Origin of the sequence: Mesorhizobium sp. B2-7-3, assembly GCF_006440715.1 — a bacterium.
Taxonomy (GTDB): Bacteria; Pseudomonadota; Alphaproteobacteria; order Rhizobiales; family Rhizobiaceae; genus Mesorhizobium; species Mesorhizobium australicum.
On sequence record NZ_VFTY01000006.1, the window covers coordinates 418,895 to 439,691 of the forward strand.

Genomic DNA, 20,797 nt, shown 5'->3' on the forward strand with positions numbered 1-20,797 from the left:
AAAGCCGCGCTCGACTCCGAATTTGGTGTATTGGAAAGTTAAGGAACCGTTAATCCCGTTTGACTCCGCAATTTCTCGGGACCTAGGATCGAGATGACGGGGGATGCTTGGGTATGGAGTTCATCCTTGGCTCTGTCTCGTCGGGTTCTAACCTCCAAAGGGAGAAATTGGCATGAAGAAGCTCATGACGATGGCCCGGCAGTTCCGCAACGACGAAAACGGCGCTGCCATGGTCGAATATTCCATCCTGGTCGGCATCATCGCTGGCGCCGCGATTCTCATCATCGTCGGCATCGGTCTGTGGGTGAACGGCCGCTTTGTAGGCCTGTGCGCCGACATGGCTGCCAGCAATATCGGCACCTGCGGCAGCGGCGTCGGCAGCTAATCTAATGCTTCGGGCCCGGATTTATCCGGGCCCGAATTCAATCGCGGCGGGCGAATTCCCGCCCTTGGGGCTTGGGCTATGCGCGCCAATACACTCATCATGATCGTACTCGCCGGCGTGTTCGGCGTACTTGCAGTGGTTCTCATCAATATCTGGCTGGCCAGCCAACGCAGCGCCATGGCCGAAGCGAACGGTGTCCAGGCCGATACGGTCGTCGTCGCCGCAATAGGGCTGAAGTTCGGCGACACCCTGTCGGCCGACAAATTGCGTGAAGTCGCATGGCCATCTGGCGCGGTTCCGGCCGGCGCGTTCAAGACGACCAAGGAACTCCTGACAGGCGACGCAAAACAGGCGCTGCAGTCGATCGGCGCCAACGAGCCGGTTCTCGCCACAAAGATCACCGGCCCCGGCCAGCGCGCCACGCTGTCGGCGGTGCTTGGCGAGGGCATGAAGGCAGTGTCCATAAGAGTCAACGACGTGCTGGGCGTCGCCGGCTTCGTTTTCCCGGGTGACCGGGTCGATGTGCTGCTGACGCGTACTGTGCGAAGCAACGATGGTGCGGACCAGAGTTTTGTCGACGTGCTGCTACAGAGCATGAAGGTGCTTGCCGTCGACCAGGTTGCGGATGAAAGCAAGGACAGCCCTACGGTCGTCAAATCGGTAACGCTCGAGGCCAGCACCAAGGATGCGCAGAAGCTGACCTTGGCCGCCGGCGCAGGCCAGTTATCCCTGGCGCTTCGCCAGGCCGCTGCCAGCAAGGGCGAGACGACCGAGCGCGTAACGCTTTCCGACCTGACCGGAGAAACGCCAGCTGACGTCGCCAAAAGGCAAGCCGAACTGGAAAAGCAGGCTGCAGCCGATGCTGCTGCCGCTGCCGAACGTCAGCGCGCGGAGGACGAGCGCAAGCGCGCCGACGACAAGATCGCAGGGTTGGCCAAGGCAGTCGACCGGGTGGGAAGCCAGATTGACCAGTTGAGCAAGGCCAAGCCGGCCCCAGTTGTGGCATCTGCGCCGCAAGTGAAGGAAGTTGTCAAGGAAGTGGTCAAATATGTGCAGCCGGAAGCACCGTCGCGGGCGACAGTCGGTGTCTTTCGAGGTATAAAGCTCGAAACGTATGATGTGCCGCGACAAGAATAACACCGGGATATCAAGATATCTGGCGTCCGAATCAGCCAGCGAGGGGGTAGCGTAGATGCGCGTATTTCGGGGATCACTGACGGCTGTTCTGGCATTTCTTTGTGCGTTGCTGTCGTTGAGCTTCGTAGCTGACGCTGCCGACCGCTTCATCGACGTGTCGAACCCCGGCGTTCACAAGATTTTCCTGCCAATGTCGCAATCGGTCACGATCCAGGTGAGCGCCAATCTGGGTGATATCGTCGTCGGTGACGAGAAGATCGCCGATGCCCAGCCGATGACCGATCGCACGCTCTACGTCATCGGCAAGGGCGCGGGCACTACCACGGTCAACCTGTTCTCACCCGACAAGCGCTCGCTCGGCGCCCTCCAGATCGAGGTCGGCGTCGATGTCAGCGACATGGCGGCGGCGATCCGGCAGGTGGCGCCAAGGGCGCGTATCGAGATCGGCTCGGTGAATGGCAGGGTGCGGCTTGGGGGCCATGTCAAGGACGGCGCGACGCTGGCGGCCATCATGGAAGTGGCGCAGCAATATGGACCCGACGCCATCATCAATTCCGTCACCGTCGACGACAGCCAGCAGGTCAATCTCGAAGTGCGCGTGCTGGAAGCCAAGCGCAACGCGGGCCGCGACCTCGGCGTGTCGATCAAGAGCACGAACAGCAGAGGCACGACTCGGGTCGGAACTGGTATTGCCACCGTGGACAAGGACGGGGCGGAGCTCGGGGCGGGCGACCTCGTCAGTGGCTTGCTGTCGAACACCAATCCGTTCGCAGCGCTGATCACCCGCGTCATCGACAGCAACATCAAGGTCGACCTGATCATCGAAGCACTGGAAGCGAAGGGCGTGGTGCGCACGCTTGCCGAGCCAAACCTCACCACGCTTTCCGGCGAACCCGCCAGCTTCAACGCGGGCGGGCAGGTGCCGATCCGCAGCGTCGACAAGAACGGCGAGGTCCAGATCGAGTACAAGCAATTCGGCGTCAATCTTCTGTTCACGCCGGTCGTGCTTGCCGACGACAAGATCCACATCCAGCTGGCGCCGGAAGTCAGCGACCTGACCGGCTTCACCACCGCCGGCGACCCGATCTTCACCAACCGCAAACTGGAAACCGTCGTCGAATTGCGCGACGGCCAGAGCTTCGCGGTCGGCGGGCTTCTGTCCAGCAAGACCACCAAGCTGCAGAACCAGGTGCCGTGGCTCGGCCAGGTGCCGGTCATCGGGACGCTGTTCCGCAATTCGAGCAGCCAGAAGGAGGAGACCGAGCTGGTCGTCGTCGTCACGCCGCATCTGGTGCGGCCGGTGAAGCCCGGCGAACAGCTGGCGACGCCGTTCGACAAGACGCGGCCCGCCAACGACCCGGAATTCTTCCTGCTCGGCCAGCTCGAGGTGAACAAGGACATGATCCGCAAATACGAAACGGGCGACGGCGTCACCGGCCCCTATGGCCACATGCTGAACTTCAAATCGAAGGACAAGATGCTTTATGTTAAGAAATAGCGCCTTGATCCTCATCCTGTGCGCCGGGTCGCTTTCGGGCTGCGCCGCGGACTATCTGAACCACTACGATTCAGTGACCCTGGCCGCCGGCGACACGCAGAAATTCAACTCGATGCTGCAGACGGTCGATCCGCTCAATCCGGCCTCGAGGAATACGCATATCGAAGGCGACGGCACGCGTGCCGCACTTGTTGCGCATAACTACAAATTTCCACCGCCACCACCGCCGCCGCCAGCGATCACGGTAAACGTCGGCGGGTCGGGTGTAACGACGCAGTGAGTTGAACAGAAGGATGCGGTTTCAGTGCGCCAGCCCATACGAGGGAACCTGGCGTCAGGGGAGCTAAGAGTAACGCCATGTTGCGAACCATTCGCGCGTTCTGGCACGATCAAAGGGGTATCGCCCTCGTTCTAGTGGCTATCATGTTGCCGGCGATCATCGGCTTTTCCCTGCTGGTGATCGACATGAGCCGGGCTAACAATCTGCAAAGCGATTTGCAGAAAGGCGCCGATTCCTTTGCGCTAGCGACGGCAGCAGAGCTAGACGGCCGTTCCGATAGCATCACACGGGGCGACCGGGCGCTGGCGACATTGGTGAGCAATCAGTATAACTTCACGACGACACCGGGTCCGCAGGGCTTGGCGGCTGCCGGCGTGACAAGACGCTATCTTCGATCCATTCCGACGACAGTGAATGGCGTTCCTGGCGATGCGCGAGCAATCTCCGCCGCCGATGTCATCACCAACGAAGTCGCGGACGCCAAACTTGCTCGCTTTGTCGAGATCAGGGTCACGCCTGTCGGGTTTTCGACTATCTTTCCTGTCTCGCTATTGCCCGGCGGCGCCAACAACGCATGGACCATCGGCGCTATAGCTGTCGCCGGGTTCTCCACGTCGGTCTGCGACTATACCCCTGTCTTTATCTGCAACCCTTATGAGAAAACCGAAGAGGCTGGAGGCCTCACCCTCGAACAGGCGGCCACTAACCGCGACCAGCGGCGGCGGCAACTCATCCTGCGGGGTGACAAGTTCTACGGCCCCGGCAACTTCTCCTTCCTGGATTCGCCGCTTGGCACTGGTGCAAAGGCGCTTGAGCAAGCCATGGCTAGGGTAAAGCCCGCTGCATGCTTTGGGCAAAACGGCGTCAACACGAAGCCGGGCCAGAACGCCGGACCTGTGCTTGACGGTCTGAACGCCCGCTTCGGGCTGACCTCCACCTATATCCCGTCTGACCCGCCGTCACAGAATGTCCGCATGGGCGCCAAGGACGTGGTTTGTAAAAGCGGCGCCGTGAAGTCCCTTGGCTTCAATACGGCTGCTGAAGGGACAACAGGGCTTACGCGCGATAGCTGTTACCCAAACAATTGCACGCCGCTCGACCCAACTCATCCTACCGACGCGGGATCGCTCGGCGACGGGAATTGGAACCCTGGCGCCTATTGGGCAGCCAATCATATCTTACCCGGCAGCAGCCCTCCTGTCGCCCGACCGTTCCCCTCAGGCCCCGATATTCCTTGGACCGCTTCCGGCGTCAACGCGGCGACGCGATATGAAATCTATCGCTACGAGATCGATCATGGCATGATCGCTGACAAATCGACATCTGGAGATACTGGAACCCCGCTTTGCGGCGAGGCCCCTATCTCGATACCGGATCGGCGCATCCTCTACGGCGCTATCCTCGACTGCGATGAGTTGGCGCTCAATGGCAACCAGAACGATGTCCCGGTGCGTGCATTCGGCAGTTTCTTCATTACCGAGCCGATCAAGAGCGGCAAGGAGATTTACGTCGAACTCGTCGACATCACAGGCAAGGGCGGCCGGGGCACGCTCGACAACTTCCTTCGCGACGAAGCCCAGCTTTACCGGTGATGGCGATGATGAGCACCCTGTTCCGCCACCTCCAGAGATTTCGACGCGACCATCGGGGCACCACGCTCGTTGAGACTGCCCTGATATTACCGCTGATGGTGCCCCTGTCGGCGGGCGTTTTTGAATTCGGCAATCTGATCCACGACAAGCTGCTGATGGAGGCCGGGCTTTCGGATGGCGCCCGTTTTGCAGCCCGTTGCAATAGCCAGATGTACACCGACAATGGTCTTGCGGCGATCGACTGCGCCAGCATCGCAACCAATATGGCGGTGTTCGGTAACGTGGCAGGTACGGGCAGTGCACGCGTCAAAGGCTGGGTAAAAGCGAATGTGACGGTGACCATAGCCGCCCCCGCCTCCTGCCATGACGCCGTTGTTGCCGGCGCCACACAATACCGTTCTACCACGACACAGGTCTGCATCGTAAGAGCGGCGGGCACTTTTGCCTATAGCGGCATCGGCATGCTGTCCTTGCTGCGCATCGGTCCGATCACTTTGAACGGTTTTCATGAGGAGCGGTACATCCGGTTCTGATGATGATGAAGCGTTTCGCGAAATTGGAAGATGGGACAGCGATGGTGGAAATGGCCATTGTTTCGACGCTGCTGTTTGCGCTGACGCTTGGGTTCGTCGATTTCGGCTACGCGCTCTACCAATGGAATGCCGCGACCAAGGCAGTGCAGGTTGGGGCGCGGCTGGCATCCATCTCCGATCCGATCCCGACCAATCTGACGGCTGCCGCGCCGACCGCATTGCCCGGCGCGCCGGTCGTCGCTGGCGCATATGGACCTTTCGTCTGCACTTACACCGGAACCACAGGCGCTTGCAGCAATGGCGGCACGTTCAACGCTGCCAATTTCAGCCGCATATTCCGGGGAGACACGGCTGTTAGCAACAACGATGTCTGTCCGACTATCACCGCGGCCCAGGCGCCCACTATACGGCGAGGCATGTGCCACTATTTCCCCGGCCTGCGACGCAATAATGTTGTCATCACCTATTCCGCCACTGGACTCGGCTACCAGACCCGGCTGGGCGGTCCGGTGCCGACGATCACCGTCAACCTGCAGAACATGACCTACCGGTTCTTCTTTCTGGGCGGACTGTACGGATTCGGAACCATGACAATGCCCTCCATGCTGAGCACGGTCACGGGCGAAGATTTGAAGAGTACCGCGTCATGAACGCCATCAACACCAAGGTTTTGCCGACCAAGCGCAAGCAGGTCGCGCTGTTTTCCTCCGATCCGAATTTCAAGCGCGATGTGGCGACGCGGCTCGATGCGCTGGCGATCTATGATGTGCGGGTTGCCGAGACGGGCGATTTTCTCAAGGGGCCGCCGGCCGACACGCGCCCGGGCATCGTCATCCTCGATCTCGGCAATGGCGAATTGCTTGGCAATCCAGGCATTGTCGAGGGGCGCGCGCTGTGGGCTGGTGTGCCGCTGATCGCGGTTTCGGACGAGCTGACGTCGGAGCAGACACGCGTTCTGGTGCGCATGAATGCCTCGGACTGGCTGCACAAGCCGCTCGACGGCAAGGAACTGCTCAACGCCGTCACCTTCCACGACAGCGGCAACCAGGGCGCCAAGAGCCGCATCATCACCTTCATCAGCGCCAGCGGCGGCGCCGGCGCCACGACGCTGGCGCTGTCGGCGGCCGAATTCCTGGCCTCCAAATCGACCGAGCGCGCCGCCTCGACCTGCCTGGTCGACCTCGACTTCCAGAGCGCCAATTGCGGCGCCTATCTCAACCTGTTCAACCAGTTCGACCTTGCCGGCATCATCGGCCAGCCGGAACGGCTCGACGTCGAATTGATGGATGTCATCAAGCTGTCGCGGCCTTCCGGCCTGACGCTCTACGCCTTCGAGCGGCCGCAGCTGCCGTTCGAGCCGCAGGGCGCCGATTTCGTCTTCCGGCTGCTCGATCTCGTCGCCTACCGTTTCGACGACATCGTCATCGACCTGCCGAACATCGAAACGCCCTGGCACAATTCCGTGCTGTCGACGAGCGACGAGATCTTCATCGTCTTCGAACTCAATGTCGCCTCGCTGCGGCAAGGCAAACGGCTCTACAAGAAGATCCGCGAGCTGCGCGGCAATGCCGTCTCGATCACGCTGGTCGCCAACAAGCACAAGCGCAAATGGTTCGGCAACCACTTCTCGCGCAGCGAGCTGGAGAAGATCTTCAAGGCGCCGCACATCAAGTCGGTCGGCCTCGACAACGCCCTGCTGGCCGACGCGCTGAACCGCGCCATGCTGCCGTCCGAAGTGGATGGGCGGGCGCGCTTCAACAAGGACCTGAAGAAGATGTTCCGCGAGCGGCTCGACGATGCGGCCCGCTAGCAGCCATCGCTTGCGGCTGACAGCCGCCTGCCTGCTTGGCCTGGCGCTGGCGCCCGCGGCCGGGCAGATCGCGTTGGCGGACAGCCGTCCGCCTCTGCCGGCCATGGGTCCCAGCCTGCGCAAGACGGTGGCGTTTTCCACCCAGGAGAAGACCGGGACCATCATCATCCGCAAGCAGGAAAAAGCACTCTATCTGGTGACCGGCAAGGGCGAGGCCCTGCGCTACCGGATCAGTGTCGGACGCGATGGATTTGGCTGGACGGGTACGGTCCAGGTGGGAGCCAAGACCGAGTGGCCGGCGTGGCGGCCGCCCAGGGAAATGCGCGCCCGCCAGCCGGAATTGCCTGACATGGTGCCCTCGGGGCCGTACAATCCGCTCGGCGCAAGGGCGCTCTATCTGCTTCGGGACGGCCGCGACACGCTCTATCGCATCCATGGCACCAATGACCCTTCGGGCGTGGGTTTCGACGGCACGTCGGGCTGTTTTCGCCTGACCAATACCGATGTCATCGATCTTTTCAGGCGCGTGCCTGTCGGCACCAAGGTGGTGGTCCAATGACGACGATCAGCGATCCCGACGACCTTGTGATAGCGGTCGAACCGCTGTTGCTCGACAGGGAGAAGAGCCGGTCCAGGCTCGCTATTGCCGTCTCTGTCGGCCTGGCGCTGTTTGCCCTGCTGAACGCCACCGCGGCCGTCTATCTCTACCGCGGCATCAACGATCTGCGCGCGATCGAGGCGCGGCTGGAGGACCTCGGCCAGTTCGAGCAGCGCATGAGCGCGCGGCTCGACACCGTCAACAATGGATTTCAAAGCCGGTTCGAGGCGCTGGACGACCGGCTGCGGGCGAGCTTCGGCGAAGTCAACGCCAACATCGCCCGGCAGCCCCCGGAGATGTCGGGAAATCACGGTGGCGACGAGCCGCGCGTGGTCGAACTCCCCTCGCCCGCCGAAGACATGGCGGCGGTCGCCAGCGCCGCCGACGCGGAGCCTGCCATCGGGGACATGCCGCGGGTAACGCGAAGGCGGTCGGCTCCGGCAGCGCCTCCCGCGCCGAGCTCCAACTACCAGCGGAGCGTATCGCCGGAAGGCAAGGTCACCTATCACAAGATAAACTAGGTCGGGACCTGCGCGCGGCCCGTAGCGCTGCGCTGGTCTAGAAATCCCGCTGCAGTGCCATGATCCGGACGCGCCGCGATTCAACGCGCATGCCGAGTTCACGGATATAGGCAAGGTGGCAATAGGCGCAGGCGGTGACCCCGATGACCGCCAGCAGGCAGTTCAGCCAGGTGAAGTCCATCATCAGCGAGAACCGAAAGCCACTCGGCGCCGTGAACGCGGCAATGGTGCTGGCGGTCTGCGAACGGCCACCGATGAAAATCATCGACGCCGCGAGGATCAAGATGCCGTGATTGGCAAGAAAGAATGCGGCCGACTTTCTGGCCCGGCTTGCCATCCAGCAGATCCCCAGCGCCGCGCCCAGCAAAGCGAAATCCAGGACCATCGACCCTCCCAGATAGGCATCGACCTGCTGCCAGACCATGCCCGACGAGGGATGCAAGGCAAGCCAGATCTTCCACATATCGGGGCTTGCCGGGTAGGTTCCGAGCAGGAGCGTGGCCATTCGCTCCGCCGCGAGGATCAGCAGGACACAGGCAGGAAAGGCGAAAAGCAATAGTGGTTGGCGCTTCATGGTGCCTCGCAATCTGGCACGCAGATTACGCGCCATGAGTTGCGCAAGGCTTAACGGGGGAAGGTTTCGGCTGAGACAGGACCGATCAAGCGGCTCGGATCATGTCGTACAGCCAAGTGCCCGCTTTTGTATGCCTGACACCCAAATCCCGGACGCTGTCCATGTGATTGCGCCCCTCGACGATGCCGATCGAAGCCGTCAGGCGCTGCTCCGTCAGGCGATCGGCAAACAATCTGGCCTGCAGGTGAAACGGTTCGTTTTCCCGCTCGCCGACCAGCAGCGTGACCTTTGTCCGCGACGAGTGGGATTTGCTCATCGGCGAATACGCCCCGACTTCCGTGTCGGTCAGGCCTATCAAGGGCTCAAGGAAGGATTGCTGGAGGGGCTTCAAATCGTAGAGCCCGCCGAGCAGAAGTGCCGCCGAGGGCGGACGTGCCGACCCCTCGTCGAACAAAAAGGTCGCCAGATGCGCCCCGGCGGAATGACCACTGACACTTAGGCGACCGGCATCGCCGCCATGGCTGGCGATATTATCCAGCACCCATTGCCTCGCGCGCCGGACCTGGTCGACGATTGCCGCCATCCTGACGGCGGGCATCAGTGCATAGTCGATCACGACCGCGATTGCCCCGGCGCTCGTCACAGTTTCGGCGATGTAGGAATAGTCGCTCTTGGCGAACATGCGCCAATAGCCGCCATGGATGAAGATGTGCACCGGGAGGTTCCTGCGCGGTCCCTCCGGAAAGAACAGGTCGAGGCGTTCGGCCTCGTGCGGGCCATAGGCGATGTCCGCCAGCATCGGCAGCGAAGCCCGCGTCGCGGTGCTGCGGGCGACGATGTCGGCCACGATGTCATCGAAATCGGCAACGTGGTCACGGGTGCGAAAAGGGTCCTTCGACATGGTGTCCGCTCAGAAGGTTACAGCGATGTATTTGGCCTCCATGAACTCGGCGATGCCGTGATGCTGGCCCCCTTCCCGCCCGAGGCCGCTCTGCTTGACTCCGCCGAAGGGCGCGGCGGGATCCGACATCAGGCCGCGGTTGAGGCCGATCATGCCGGCCTCGATCTCGGCGGCCACCCGCATGCCGCGTGCCACATCGCGGGTGTAGAGATAGGCGGCGAGGCCGTATTCGGTGTTGTTGGCGTGGAGGATGGCCTGCGCCTCGCTCTCGAAGCGGGTGATGGGCGCCACCGGGCCGAAGATCTCCTCATGCGCCATGTCGGCGTCCGGCGAGACTTCGGCCAGGACGGTCGGCGGATAGAAAAAGCCATCCCCTTCAGGCACCGAGCCGCCGCACAGTATCTTGGCCCCCCGGCTGACCGCGTCCTTGACCAGCCGGTCGATCTTGTCGACCGCCTTCTTGGTGATCATGGGTCCACATTCGGTGTCCGCCTTGGTGCCGGCGCCGATCTTGAGCGCAGCCATGCGCTGCGCAAGGCCGTCGGCGAACGCATCGTGGATACCCGACTGGACGTAAATGCGGTTGGCCGCCGTACAGGCTTCGCCGGCATTGCGCATTTTGGCGATCATGGCGCCGTCGAGGGCTGCATCGAGATCGGCATCGTCGAAAACGATGAAGGGCGCATTGCCGCCAAGCTCCATGGAACAGGAAATCACATGTTTGGCGGCCTCGGCGAGCAAGGCCCGGCCGATCCCGGTCGAACCGGTGAAGGAGAGCTTCCTGACGCGCGGATCGGCCAGCATGGCCGACGTCAGGGGGCCGGGTGTCGACGTCGTCAGCACGTTCACGACACCGTCCGGTACGCCGGCTTCGCTGTAGAGCGCGGCCAGCGCATAGGCGGTCAGCGGCGTCTCGCTGGCCGGTTTCAGAATGACCGTACAGCCTGCCGCCAGTGCCGGTGCAATCTTGCGCGTCGCCATCGCGGCGGGGAAATTCCACGGCGTGATGAGGACGCAGATGCCGATCGGCTGGTAGTCGACGACGATGCGGTTGGTCCCGGATGGAGCGGTGCCGAACTCGCCGGTGATACGAACCGCTTCCTCGGCGTTCCAGCGGAAGAATTCGGCTGCATAGGCGACCTCGCCGCGCGCGTCGCGCAGGGCCTTGCCGTTCTCCAGCGAGATCAGCATGGCAAGCGTCTCCGACCGCTCGACCATCAGCTCGAAACAGCGCCTGAGAATCTCCGAGCGCTTGCGCGGCGCTGTCTCGCGCCACCCCTTGGCGGCCTTGGCCGCTGCCTCGACCGCGGCGGCGCCATCCTCCAGGGTCGCATCGGGGACTGCCGCGATCACCGCGCCGGAGGATGGATCGGTGACCTCGATGAGCCCGCCGTCGGACGACGGCAGCCATTGTCCGCCAATGTAGAGCCGGTGCGGAAAGCCCCGAACGTCGTACGGGTCCTGATCGAGAGGGAAGGCATTGTAGGGAAGGTTCATCGTCTTGTTCCTGACGTTCACATGGCGCAGGCGGTGAGATCGCCGTCATAGGCCGCCTGGACAAGGCGGCGCATGGCGGCGAGGTCGAATGGGCGCGGGTTGTTCTTGATCAGGCGATCGATGCCGAGCGCCTGCTCGGCGGTCCAGTCGAGCTTGTCGGCCGGGAGCCCCAGACCGGCCAGCGTCGGGGTGATGCCGATCGCCGCAAACAAGCGCCTGATCTCCTCGATGGTCGCGTCCGCCATTTCGTCGACGCCACGACCGTTCGGCTCGAGGCCAAGAGCAATCCCTATCTCGGCGATCTCACCCGCGGCCACGCGGCTGTTGTAGCTCATGACGTAAGGCATCATTGTCGCCACTCCCAGCCCATGCGGCGTATGTGTGAGCGCGCCGGCCGGGTATTGCACCGCGTGCGCTGCCGCCGTGCCGGCGGTGCCGAACGCGCAACCCGCAGCCAGCGCTCCCATCATCACGTCGGAGCGCGCCTCGGCGTCGCCGCCGTCAATGCACGCCTTCTCCAGGCTGCGGCCGAGAAGTTTGACGGCCAGCAGCGCGAAATGGTCGGTCAGCGGCGTCTTGCCGATGAACACGTGGCGCTGCGGCAGGCTGAAGTCCCCGTCCCGGCGCATGGCCGTGAAGGCCTCGATCGCATGCGTGAGCGCGTCGGCACCGGCAACCGCGGTCAGGCCCGGCGGACAAGTCATTGTCAGTTCGGGGTCGCAGACGGCAACGGCAGCAATGAGATAGGGGCTCGATATGCCGACTTTGAGCGTCCGGTCCGGATCCGATATCACTGCAACGGGCGTCACCTCCGATCCTGTGCCAGCCGTGGTCGGCACGGCGATCAGCGGCAGCATCGGCCCCGGGACCTTGAACTCGCCGTAGTAGTCCCGCAGCTCGCCGCCATGGCTGATCAGCAAGGCGGCACATTTGGCGAAATCGAGACAGCTGCCGCCGCCGATGCCGATCACCATATCTGGCCGGAAGCCCCTCGCTTCCTCGACGCAGACCGCCACCGAATCGCGCGGCACGTCCGGGAGGACACCGTCGTGAACCAGCACGTCGATCGATGCCGACCGCAGGGATTCCATCATTTCGGCGAACACGCCGGTGCCGGCGAAACGCTCGTCGGTGCAGACCAGGGCGCGGCGGCCATGGCGGCCGGCCACGGCTGGCAGCGCATGACGTTGTCCCTTTCCGAATAGAATTTCGCGTGGGAGCCGGAGGGCTGTGAGAAGGCTCATGACAGGCTGCATCCTTGGGGAGTTTCGGAGAAACGCATTGCAAAAATCCGCACCGAAAATCCTCAATTGAGCGGCGCCGATAAAATCGTATAGGATATAGTATTGCATCGGTCAAACCCTCGTGTTAGCAGTCTCCCCAGTCGAGAGGCGAAAAATGCAATCTGTCAGTTTGAGCAATAATGGTGAAGCGCCCACGGGAGCGGGCCGCATTCAGCGGGCCGGCAGCCTGGCCGAGGACGTCTACGAGGCCATCTTCGCCCAGCTGATGTCGCTGAAGATCGCGCCCGGTTCGCGCATCACCGTCGACAATCTGGTCAAGGAATTCGACGTTTCCCATACGCCGATCCGCGAGGCGCTGGGGCGTCTCGAAGGCGAAGGACTGGTTCTGAAGACGCACCTGATCGGATATCGCGCCGCGCCGCAGATCACGCGGCGTCGTTTCGACGAATTGTACGAAATGCGTCTCCTGCTCGAACCGCACGGCGCGGCGAAAGCCGCTGCCACGATGGACGAGGCCAAACTCGGCACGCTGCTGGAGGCCGCAGGCGTGATGTCGCGCCGCGAGGGCAAGGACGAGCGCCTGCGCTATTCGAACTTCGCCAGGCAGGACGCGATCTTCCACGACAAGATCATGGAATACGCCGAAAACGAGCTCATCCGCGAGACGCTGGGTTTTCAACACACCCACTTCCACATTTTCCGCCTGATGTACCATTCCCGCGTGACCGAGGAGGCGCTGGACGAGCATGAGGCGATCCTCGCCGCGTTCGGCTCTGCCGATCCGGATGCCGCCGCGAAAGCAATGCGCGCCCACATCGAGCACTCGCGCGATCGCCTGCTGCCGGCCTTCGATTGAGGCCTGAACGAATGTCCGTTACCGCCAATATTGCCGGAGAGGGAGGAAGTGCGCTGCCCGGCGGCAATGCGCCTGGGGCCGTGGAGCCGGTGCTGCGCTCTCAGGGTCTCTCGAAGCAATATGGGCCGGTGACCGTGCTCTCCGACGTCACGCTCGACATACTGCCGGGCGAAATCCACGCCATCATCGGCGAGAACGGTGCCGGAAAATCCACTTTGATGCGGCTGCTGTCCGGCTATGCCGAGCCAACCCGCGGCACCTTGTCCATGGCCGGTCGGCCGGTGACGTTCGCCAAGCCCGACCAGGCCCAGAAAGCCGGTATCGCCCTCGTCCACCAGGAGATCCTGCTCGCCGAAGCGCTTACGGTGACGGACAATCTATTTCTCGGCCGCGAGCTTTCGCGCCGCCATGTGATGGACGACCGCGCCATGCGGCGCCTGGCAGCCGAAAAGCTGGCACGGATCGGCTGCGCGGTCTCGCCGACCGCGCTGGTGCGCGACATCTCGCTGGCCGACCGCCAGTTGGTCCAGATCGCCCGCGCGCTGCTCGACGACTACAAGGTCGTGATCTTCGACGAGCCGACCGCCGTGCTGACCGGCGAGGAAGTGGATCGGCTCCTCGAAATCGTCCGGCAGCTAAAGGCCCACGGCACGGCCGTCCTCTATATCAGCCATCGGCTGGATGAGGTGCAGCAGCTTGCCGACAAGGTGACCGTGCTGCGCGACGGCAGGATGATCGGCACCTATCCGGGCACGGCCCTGACGCAGATGGACATGGCACGCCTGATGGTCGGCCGCGAGCTTGCAACGCTCTACCCGCAGAAGAGTGCACCGTCCGATGAGCCGATGCTGAGCGTGAAAAGCGCCACCGTCCCGGGCTACGCCGAAGACGTCTCTTTCACCGTTCACAGGGGCGAAATTCTTGGCTTTGCCGGCATGATCGGCGCGGGCCGCACGGAATTGTTCGAAGGGCTGGTGGGCCTGCGTCCGGCCCACGCCGTGATCGAACTCGAGGGACGGCCCGTCCGGATCCGCTCGCAACGCGAAGCGATCGACGCAGGCATCGGCTACCTGACAGAGGACCGAAAGAGCAAGGGCCTGCTCCTCGAGGAACGGCTGGCGCCCAACCTCACGCTTTCCGCACTTGAACGGTTCCATCCCGCATTGGCTCTGAGCAGACGCCGCGAGTCGGCCGCGCTGACAGAGGCCGTCCGGAGCTACGATATCCGGCTCAAGAGCCCTGGCGTGAAGGCGGGACAGCTTTCCGGCGGCAATCAGCAGAAGCTGCTGCTCGCCAAGGTGCTGCTCACCAACCCCTCTGTGGTCGTCATCGATGAACCGACCCGTGGCATCGACATCGCTAACAAGGCTCAGATCTACGCCTTCATCCACGCCATCGTCGGCAGCGGCAAAGCCTGCATCGTCATCTCGTCGGAAATGCAGGAGCTGATCGGCATCTGCGACCGCATCCTCGTCATGCGGGAAGGCCGCCTGACGGGCGAGGTCCAAGGCGCCGAGATGACCGAAAGCAATGTGGCGCTGCTGGCGACAAGCGGCCCGAAACCGAGACCGAAGGCCGAGGGAGGAACAGAATGGCTGTCATGACCGGATCCCCATCCACACATCGCGTCGGTGATTTGAACATCACCTGGACCGACGTGGGTCCCTTCCTGGCATTGGCCGCCCTGCTGGTGGTCGGCTTCCTCATCAATCCAGACTTCCTCTCCGCGACCAACCTTGCCAACGTCATCACCCGCAGCGCCTTCATCGCCATCATCGCTGTCGGCGCGACGTTCGTTATCTCGTCGGGAGGGCTCGATCTTTCCGTCGGCTCGATGGCCGCCTTCGTCACCGGCATCACCATCATGTTCATGAACGCGGTGGTGCCGCACGCCGGCCTGTGGGCGATACCGGCTGGAATGCTCGTGGCGACCCTGGTCGGTCTTATGTGTGGCCTCGCCAACGGCCTAATCGTCACCATAGGCCGGATCGAACCGTTCATTGCGACGCTCGGCACAATGGGCATTTTCCGTGCGTTGATCACCTATCTGACCGACGGCGGCACGATACCGATCGACCGGTCGCTGCGCGAAGCCTATCGGCCGGTCTATTTCGGCACCGTCGGCGGTGTCCCGATCCCGATCCTGATATCCGTCGCCGTCGCCGCGGTCGCGTCGTTCGTCCTCTACAAGATGAAGTATGGGCGCAAATGTGCGGCGGTGGGCGCAAACGAGGACGTCGCGCGCTATTCCGGCATCTCCGTCATCAAGACGCGCACCATCGCTTACATCGTCCAAGGCGTCTGCGTGGCCATCGCCGCAATCTGCTACGTACCGCGACTGGGTGCGGCAACGCCGACCACCGGGCAGCTCTGGGAACTGCAGGTGATCACCGCCGTGGTGATCGGCGGCACGGCGCTGCGTGGCGGCAAGGGTCATGTCTGGGGAACCGTCGCCGGCGCCGTCATTCTGGAGCTGATCGCCAATCTCATGGTGCTGTCGGACTTCGTCTCCGAGTACCTGGTTGCCGCGGTTCAGGGCGTCATCATCATCATCGCGATGCTCATTCAGAGGCTCTCGAATTCGAAATAGCCCCGTGTCCGGACCACACGGGTGCGGTCTTTGCAGGTCCAATCTGGGAGAAGAAAATGTTCTGTAAAAAATGGATGGCTGCGGCCGCGCTCGGCACGCTGCTGCTGACTGGCCATGCCATGGCCGAGGACAAGAAAGTCATCGCCGTTTCGATACCGGCCGCCGACCACGGCTGGACCGCCGGCGTCGTCTATCACGCGCAGACGGCCGCCAAGGAAATCAACGCGGCTTTCCCCGGCGTCGAGGTCATCGTAAAGACGTCGCCGTCGGCGGCCGATCAGGTGTCGGCGATCGAGGATCTCTCCGCCTCACGCAAGATCGATGCGCTGGTGATCCTGCCTTACTCCTCGGAAGAATTGACTGAGCCGGTCAAGGCCATCAAGGAGAAGGGCACCTTCATCACGGTCGTCGACCGTGGCCTGACCGACCCGACCATCCAGGGCCTCTACGTCGCCGGCGACAACATCGCCGTCGGGCGCAACACCGCGAAATACATGATCGACAAGCTTGGCGGCAGGGGCGACCTGGTTGTCCTGCGCGGCATCCCAACGGTGATCGACGATGAGCGCATCAAGGGCTTTCAGGACGCCATCGCCGGGACCGGCCTCAAGGTTCTCGACATTCAGTACGCTCATTGGAACAGCGACGAAGCCTTCAAGCTGATGCAGGACTACCTCGCCAAATATCCGCATATCGACGCGGTGTGGGCGAACGACGACGACATGCTGCTGGGGGTGCTCGAGGCGGTCAAGCAGTCGGGCCGCACCGATATCAAGCTGGCGCTTGGCGGCAACGGCATGAAGGACATCGTCAAGAAGGTCATCGACGGCGACACCATGACCCCCGTCGAGACTCCCTACCCGCCGTCCATGATCAAGACGGCCATATACATGACCATGGCCAATTTGGTTGGCCAGGCCCCGGTTCGCGGCGCCGTCAAGCTGGACGCGCCGCTGATCACCAAGGACAACGCCAAGGAATACTTCTTCCCCGACTCTCCGTTCTGAAGAACGCAATCAATGCGGGGCGCAGCATGACTCGCCCCGCCCCTTTCACACGACAGAGGACATGATCATGTCAGGCAAGAAAATATTGATGCTCACCGGCGAGTTCACCGAGGAGTACGAAATCTTCGTCTACCAGCAAGCAATGGAAGCCGTCGGTCACACGGTCCACGTGGTCTGCCCGGACAAGAAGGCAGGAGACCTCATCAAGACCTCCCTGCACGACTTCGAGGGCGACCAGACCTACACCGAAAAGCTCGGCCATTTTCAGGTGATCAACAAGACGTTTGCCGAGGCGGAAAAGCAGCTCGATCAATACCACGCCGTATATTGCGCCGGCGGCCGCGGCCCGGAATACATCCGCACCGACAAACGGGTGCAAGCCATGGTGCGCCACTTCCACGATACCCAGAAGCCGATCTTCACGATCTGCCATGGGGTCCAGATTCTGATTGCCGTGGACGGTGTCGTGCGCGGCAAGAAGGTCGGCGCGCTCGCCGCTTGCGAACCGGAAGTGACGCTGGCCGGCGGCACCTACATCGACCTGTCGCCGACGGAGGCGTATGTCGACGGAACCATGGTGTCGGCCAAGGGATGGACAGCCCTCGCTGCCTTCATCCGCGAATGCCTGAAGGTGCTCGGGACCGAGATTCGCCATAATTAAACAAGGTCGGCGCGCGTCAACAATGCGCCGGCTTCTGTTGTGATGGGATGTGCATCCACGTGTCTTTGAAGCGGGCCCTCGGTCGGTGAGATCGAGGGCCACCGTCGCCGGTCAATCGAAGAATCCGGCATCCTCCGCCAGCAAATACTTCCTGGCGCTTTCGGCGTCGATATCGAGGCCTAGCCCCGGTGCTTCCAGCAGATCCACCATGCTGTCCCTCACGATCTGCTTGGGCAGGCCGATGACGATGTCGTTCCACCAGGGGTCCGAGGCACTGGGGTATTCGAACGCCACGTAATTGGCGGGCAAGGTGGCGCAGACGTTGATCAGCGCGCCGAGGCCCAGCAGGCCATTCGCCGTGCCATGCGGCGCCATCAGAATCGAGTGCATATAGGCGTGCTCGGCGACCCATTTGAGCTCGGCAATGCCGCCGATGTCGGCAGGATCGGGGCCGATGACGCGCACCGCCTGTGTCTCGATCAGCTCCTTGAAATTGTGCCTGAGGTAAATCTGCTCGCCGGTATGGATCGGCGTCGAGGTGGAGGTGGTCAGTTCCCGGTAGGCCTGCGGATTGACCCACGGCACATAGTCGCCGGTCAGCATGTCCTCCAGCCACATCAAATTGTACCTCTCGACCGCGCGGGCAAACTTGATCGCATCGGGCAGCATCCAGCCCGGGCCGCAGTCGAGTGCCAGGCTGACCTTGTCGCCCAGCACTTCCTTCATCGCGATCACGCAGTCGAGCATGTGGTTGAAACCGCGTTCGCTGATCACGCCCTGATCCATGGCGCCGTGATAGCCGGCCTTCTTCTGCGTCACGCCGTAATGGAAGTCCTCGATGGTGTCCTTCATGTTGGAATGGAACGAGATTCCTTGCTTAACCATGAAGAAGTTCTGCGGCTGCTCCATCATCCATTTGACGTCTGCGGCATAGTCCTCCGGCCGGTCGCCTGTGCGCTTCTGGCGGATCGAGCCGTTATAGACGCGTACCTTGTCGCGCACCTTGCCGCCGAGCAGCTTATAGGCCGGCACGCCCGCGGCCTTGCCGGCAATGTCCCAAAGCGCATGTTCGATAGCGCTGACCGCCGCGCCGTAGGGCTTGAAAGAACCGCGTTGGCGGATCTTCAACATGACCCGCTCGACATCGGTCGGATCCTCGCCGATCAGCGCCTCGCGGAAATGCAGCACAAAGGGCTTGAGGTAGGTCTTGGTGAACTCGACTTCTCCCAGTCCATAGAGGCCCTCGTCAGTGACGACGCGAACGATGGGATGCCGCCCGATGACGGCACAGCGGAGATCGGTGATTTTCATGCCGCAGTCCTATCTCACGGACGAGAAAGCTGTCGGCGTGAGCAGCTGGCTGCTGATATTGGCAGCGATCTGCCCGTCGCGCTCGGACTCGTCCCGGGCCCTGTGCCATGCCGGATCGGTGACGAAAGCCGTCCATTTCGCCTCACGCTCGGCCAGTGATTCCCAGGCTAGGAAATAGGTGAGGCGATTGCTGTTTTCGCCGATCACCGTGGTGAAAAACCCGGCTTGGCGGATGCCATGCCTCTCCCAGATGGCCAGCGTTTGGTCGGAAAAGCGCTTGAGCAAAGCCGGCAGCCTGCCCGGCAGGCAGTCATAGATGCGCAGTTCATAGATCATGGTTTCGTCCGTTTCTTTCTTCGCCTCTCCCTTGGGAGAGGTCGACAAGAATGGTCAGTCGTCGGCCCTGTGAGCCAAGGAGAGTGAGGGCAGGAGTCTGGGCTAACTCCAGGTCCGGTCCCAGCTATATTCATTGTCCCAATGCTCGGTGGATTGCCATATCCCGGTGACACCGGGCTGCAGGTGCTGGCTGATCACCTCGTCGACCACATCGTCTATGCCCAGCCCCGGCTTGTCGGGCACGGTGATGGAGCCGTCCTTGACGAGCGGCTTGGGCAGGCCGGTGACGATATCGTCCCACCACTCGACATCGGCGGAGTGGTATTCGAGGGCCATGAAGTTTTCGGTAGCGGTCGCGACATGCGCGGCGGCCATCGCGGCGATTGGGCTTTCGGCCATATGGATGGCCATGGCGACACCGTGATCCTGCGCCATGTCGCCGATCTTCTTGGTCTCGAGAATACCCCCACTGGTGAGCAGGTCCGGGTGGATGACGGAGAGGCCGCCGCTCTTGAGCAGCGGCTCGAAGCCTTCCTTGAGGTAGATGTCTTCGCCGGTGCACATCGGCACCGTGGTGGCCCCCTGCAATTGTCGGTATTGCTCGGTGTGTTGCCAGGGGATCACATCCTCCAGCCAGGCCGGTACGTATTTCTCGATGCGACGCGACAGGCGTATGCCGTCCTGCAGCGAGATATGGCCGACATGGTCGATGGCGAGCGGGATCTCGTATCCAATCACCTCGCGAACCTCGTGGATGTACTGCTCGAGCAGGTCGATCCCCTTCTCGGTGAAATGCAGGCCGGTGAACGGGTGCTGCACGTTCTGCGCGTCGTAGGCGAGATTGCGGGCCTTGCGCTCCTCAAGCGTGCCGCCACGGCCGCGCGGGTTGGCATGAAACCCTTCGAGCGCGCCGGCGGGCGCGGATACGGCGCCCGGGACATGGGCGATCTGCATCAAGCCCAGGTCCATCTTGAGGAAGGTGAAACCACGGTCCATGCGCTGCTTGAGGCGCTTTCCGGTTTCGGTGCCGCTCGGTTTCTCGGCATCGGTATCGCAATAGACGCGCACCTGATCGCGGAACTTGCCGCCGAGCATCTGGTAGATGGGAACGCCATAGGCCTTGCCGGCGAGATCCCAGAGCGCGATCTCGACCGCCGAGACGCCGCCGCCCTGCCGACCGTGCCCGCCGAATTGCTTGATGCGGCGAAACAGGCGATCGATGTCGCAGGGGTTCTCGCCAAGCAGCCGGCTCTTCAGCATCAGCGCGTAGGTGGCGCTGGCGCCGTCGCGCACCTCGCCAAGCCCGACGATGCCTTGATTGGTATAGATCTTGAGCAGCGCCGAGGTGAACGGCGCACCGACGATCTCGGCCACCCGCATGTCGGTGATGCGAAGCTCGGACGGCTTCGAGTTGGTGTTGACCCGGTTGAGGGCCTCGTCGGCTCCATCCGTCTTTGGCATGACTT

At 62.5% G+C, this 20,797-nt stretch carries 22 protein-coding genes; 15 read left to right on the plus strand and 7 right to left on the minus strand.

The features are described 5' to 3' along the window. Positions 1-172: 172 nt before the first annotated feature. The 10 genes from FJW04_RS16855 to FJW04_RS16900 all read left to right on the plus strand — a co-directional run bounded on the left by FJW04_RS16855 (position 173) and on the right by FJW04_RS16900 (position 8,354). Complete coding sequence (locus FJW04_RS16855; RefSeq protein WP_140715413.1) at positions 173-385, plus strand: Flp family type IVb pilin; 213 nt, start codon at positions 173-175, stop codon at positions 383-385. 78 nt (positions 386-463) lie between these two features. Then, positions 464-1,522, plus strand: coding sequence for a Flp pilus assembly protein CpaB (cpaB, locus tag FJW04_RS16860; protein WP_140715415.1), 1,059 nt, complete (start codon positions 464-466; stop codon positions 1,520-1,522). 55 nt (positions 1,523-1,577) lie between these two features. Further along, entirely contained in the window at positions 1,578-3,020 is a 1,443-nt protein-coding gene (locus FJW04_RS16865) for a type II and III secretion system protein family protein (protein WP_140715417.1), read from the plus strand. A 4-nt stretch (positions 3,021-3,024) separates the two neighbouring features. Next, positions 3,025-3,300, plus strand: a complete 276-nt coding sequence (locus tag FJW04_RS16870) for a hypothetical protein (protein ID WP_224595309.1) — start codon at positions 3,025-3,027, stop codon at positions 3,298-3,300. 77 nt (positions 3,301-3,377) lie between these two features. Beyond that, entirely contained in the window at positions 3,378-4,892 is a 1,515-nt protein-coding gene (locus FJW04_RS16875) for a TadE/TadG family type IV pilus assembly protein (RefSeq protein ID WP_140715421.1), read from the plus strand. An 8-nt stretch (positions 4,893-4,900) separates the two neighbouring features. Next, positions 4,901-5,425 carry a TadE/TadG family type IV pilus assembly protein gene (locus FJW04_RS16880; protein WP_224595298.1) on the plus strand — a complete coding sequence of 175 codons (525 nt, stop codon included), beginning with the start codon at positions 4,901-4,903 and terminating at the stop codon, positions 5,423-5,425. A 2-nt stretch (positions 5,426-5,427) separates the two neighbouring features. Further along, positions 5,428-6,075: a TadE/TadG family type IV pilus assembly protein gene (locus FJW04_RS16885; protein ID WP_140715425.1), complete on the plus strand. Its 648-nt coding sequence runs from the start codon at positions 5,428-5,430 to the stop codon at positions 6,073-6,075. Further along, entirely contained in the window at positions 6,072-7,235 is a 1,164-nt protein-coding gene (locus FJW04_RS16890) for an AAA family ATPase (protein ID WP_140715427.1), read from the plus strand. Before FJW04_RS16885 ends, FJW04_RS16890 begins: the two co-directional genes overlap by 4 nt. Continuing rightward, a complete protein-coding gene (locus tag FJW04_RS16895; RefSeq protein ID WP_140715429.1) occupies positions 7,222-7,794 on the plus strand; it encodes a L,D-transpeptidase in 573 nt (190 codons plus the stop codon). The genes FJW04_RS16890 and FJW04_RS16895 overlap by 14 nt, the downstream gene beginning before the upstream one ends. Then, positions 7,791-8,354, plus strand: a complete 564-nt coding sequence (locus tag FJW04_RS16900; RefSeq protein WP_140715431.1) for a hypothetical protein — start codon at positions 7,791-7,793, stop codon at positions 8,352-8,354. Before FJW04_RS16895 ends, FJW04_RS16900 begins: the two co-directional genes overlap by 4 nt. Positions 8,355-8,391: 37 nt before the next feature. Here the strand turns inward: FJW04_RS16900 and FJW04_RS16905 are convergent, their stop codons facing one another. The 4 genes from FJW04_RS16905 to FJW04_RS16920 are packed head-to-tail and all read right to left on the minus strand — an operon-like array spanning position 8,392 to position 12,570. Next, complete coding sequence (locus FJW04_RS16905; protein WP_246673844.1) at positions 8,392-8,964, minus strand: hypothetical protein; 573 nt, start codon at positions 8,962-8,964, stop codon at positions 8,392-8,394. Between the two features lie 49 nt (positions 8,965-9,013). Next, positions 9,014-9,829 (minus strand): alpha/beta hydrolase, encoded by an 816-nt coding sequence (locus FJW04_RS16910; protein WP_140715433.1) that lies wholly within the window; start codon positions 9,827-9,829, stop codon positions 9,014-9,016. Positions 9,830-9,838: 9 nt separating this feature from the next. Beyond that, positions 9,839-11,326 carry an NAD-dependent succinate-semialdehyde dehydrogenase gene (locus tag FJW04_RS16915; RefSeq protein WP_140715435.1) on the minus strand — a complete coding sequence of 496 codons (1,488 nt, stop codon included), beginning with the start codon at positions 11,324-11,326 and terminating at the stop codon, positions 9,839-9,841. A 17-nt stretch (positions 11,327-11,343) separates the two neighbouring features. Next, positions 11,344-12,570 carry an iron-containing alcohol dehydrogenase gene (locus tag FJW04_RS16920; protein WP_140715437.1) on the minus strand — a complete coding sequence of 409 codons (1,227 nt, stop codon included), beginning with the start codon at positions 12,568-12,570 and terminating at the stop codon, positions 11,344-11,346. A gap of 154 nt (positions 12,571-12,724) precedes the next feature. Between FJW04_RS16920 and FJW04_RS16925 the strand changes: the two genes are divergently transcribed. From FJW04_RS16925 to FJW04_RS16945, 5 genes are all read left to right on the plus strand, one after another. Next, positions 12,725-13,426 (plus strand): GntR family transcriptional regulator, encoded by a 702-nt coding sequence (locus FJW04_RS16925; protein ID WP_015319187.1) that lies wholly within the window; start codon positions 12,725-12,727, stop codon positions 13,424-13,426. A gap of 11 nt (positions 13,427-13,437) precedes the next feature. Continuing rightward, positions 13,438-15,030, plus strand: coding sequence for a sugar ABC transporter ATP-binding protein (locus FJW04_RS16930; RefSeq protein WP_140715439.1), 1,593 nt, complete (start codon positions 13,438-13,440; stop codon positions 15,028-15,030). Then, a complete protein-coding gene (locus FJW04_RS16935; RefSeq protein ID WP_181172966.1) occupies positions 15,027-16,016 on the plus strand; it encodes an ABC transporter permease in 990 nt (329 codons plus the stop codon). The genes FJW04_RS16930 and FJW04_RS16935 overlap by 4 nt, the downstream gene beginning before the upstream one ends. 56 nt (positions 16,017-16,072) lie before the next feature. Then, on the plus strand, positions 16,073-17,023 hold the full coding sequence (locus tag FJW04_RS16940) for a substrate-binding domain-containing protein (RefSeq protein WP_015319190.1): 951 nt from the start codon (positions 16,073-16,075) through the stop codon (positions 17,021-17,023). Positions 17,024-17,090: 67 nt separating this feature from the next. Beyond that, on the plus strand, positions 17,091-17,684 hold the full coding sequence (locus tag FJW04_RS16945; protein ID WP_015319191.1) for a DJ-1/PfpI family protein: 594 nt from the start codon (positions 17,091-17,093) through the stop codon (positions 17,682-17,684). 111 nt (positions 17,685-17,795) lie between these two features. Here the strand turns inward: FJW04_RS16945 and FJW04_RS16950 are convergent, their stop codons facing one another. The 3 genes from FJW04_RS16950 to FJW04_RS16960 all read right to left on the minus strand — a co-directional run bounded on the left by FJW04_RS16950 (position 17,796) and on the right by FJW04_RS16960 (position 20,792). Then, positions 17,796-18,995 (minus strand): mandelate racemase/muconate lactonizing enzyme family protein, encoded by a 1,200-nt coding sequence (locus tag FJW04_RS16950; protein ID WP_140715443.1) that lies wholly within the window; start codon positions 18,993-18,995, stop codon positions 17,796-17,798. 9 nt (positions 18,996-19,004) lie between these two features. Then, entirely contained in the window at positions 19,005-19,331 is a 327-nt protein-coding gene (locus FJW04_RS16955; RefSeq protein ID WP_140715445.1) for an NIPSNAP family protein, read from the minus strand. Between the two features lie 102 nt (positions 19,332-19,433). Next, positions 19,434-20,792: a mandelate racemase/muconate lactonizing enzyme family protein gene (locus FJW04_RS16960; RefSeq protein WP_140715447.1), complete on the minus strand. Its 1,359-nt coding sequence runs from the start codon at positions 20,790-20,792 to the stop codon at positions 19,434-19,436. Positions 20,793-20,797: the final 5 nt, after the last annotated feature.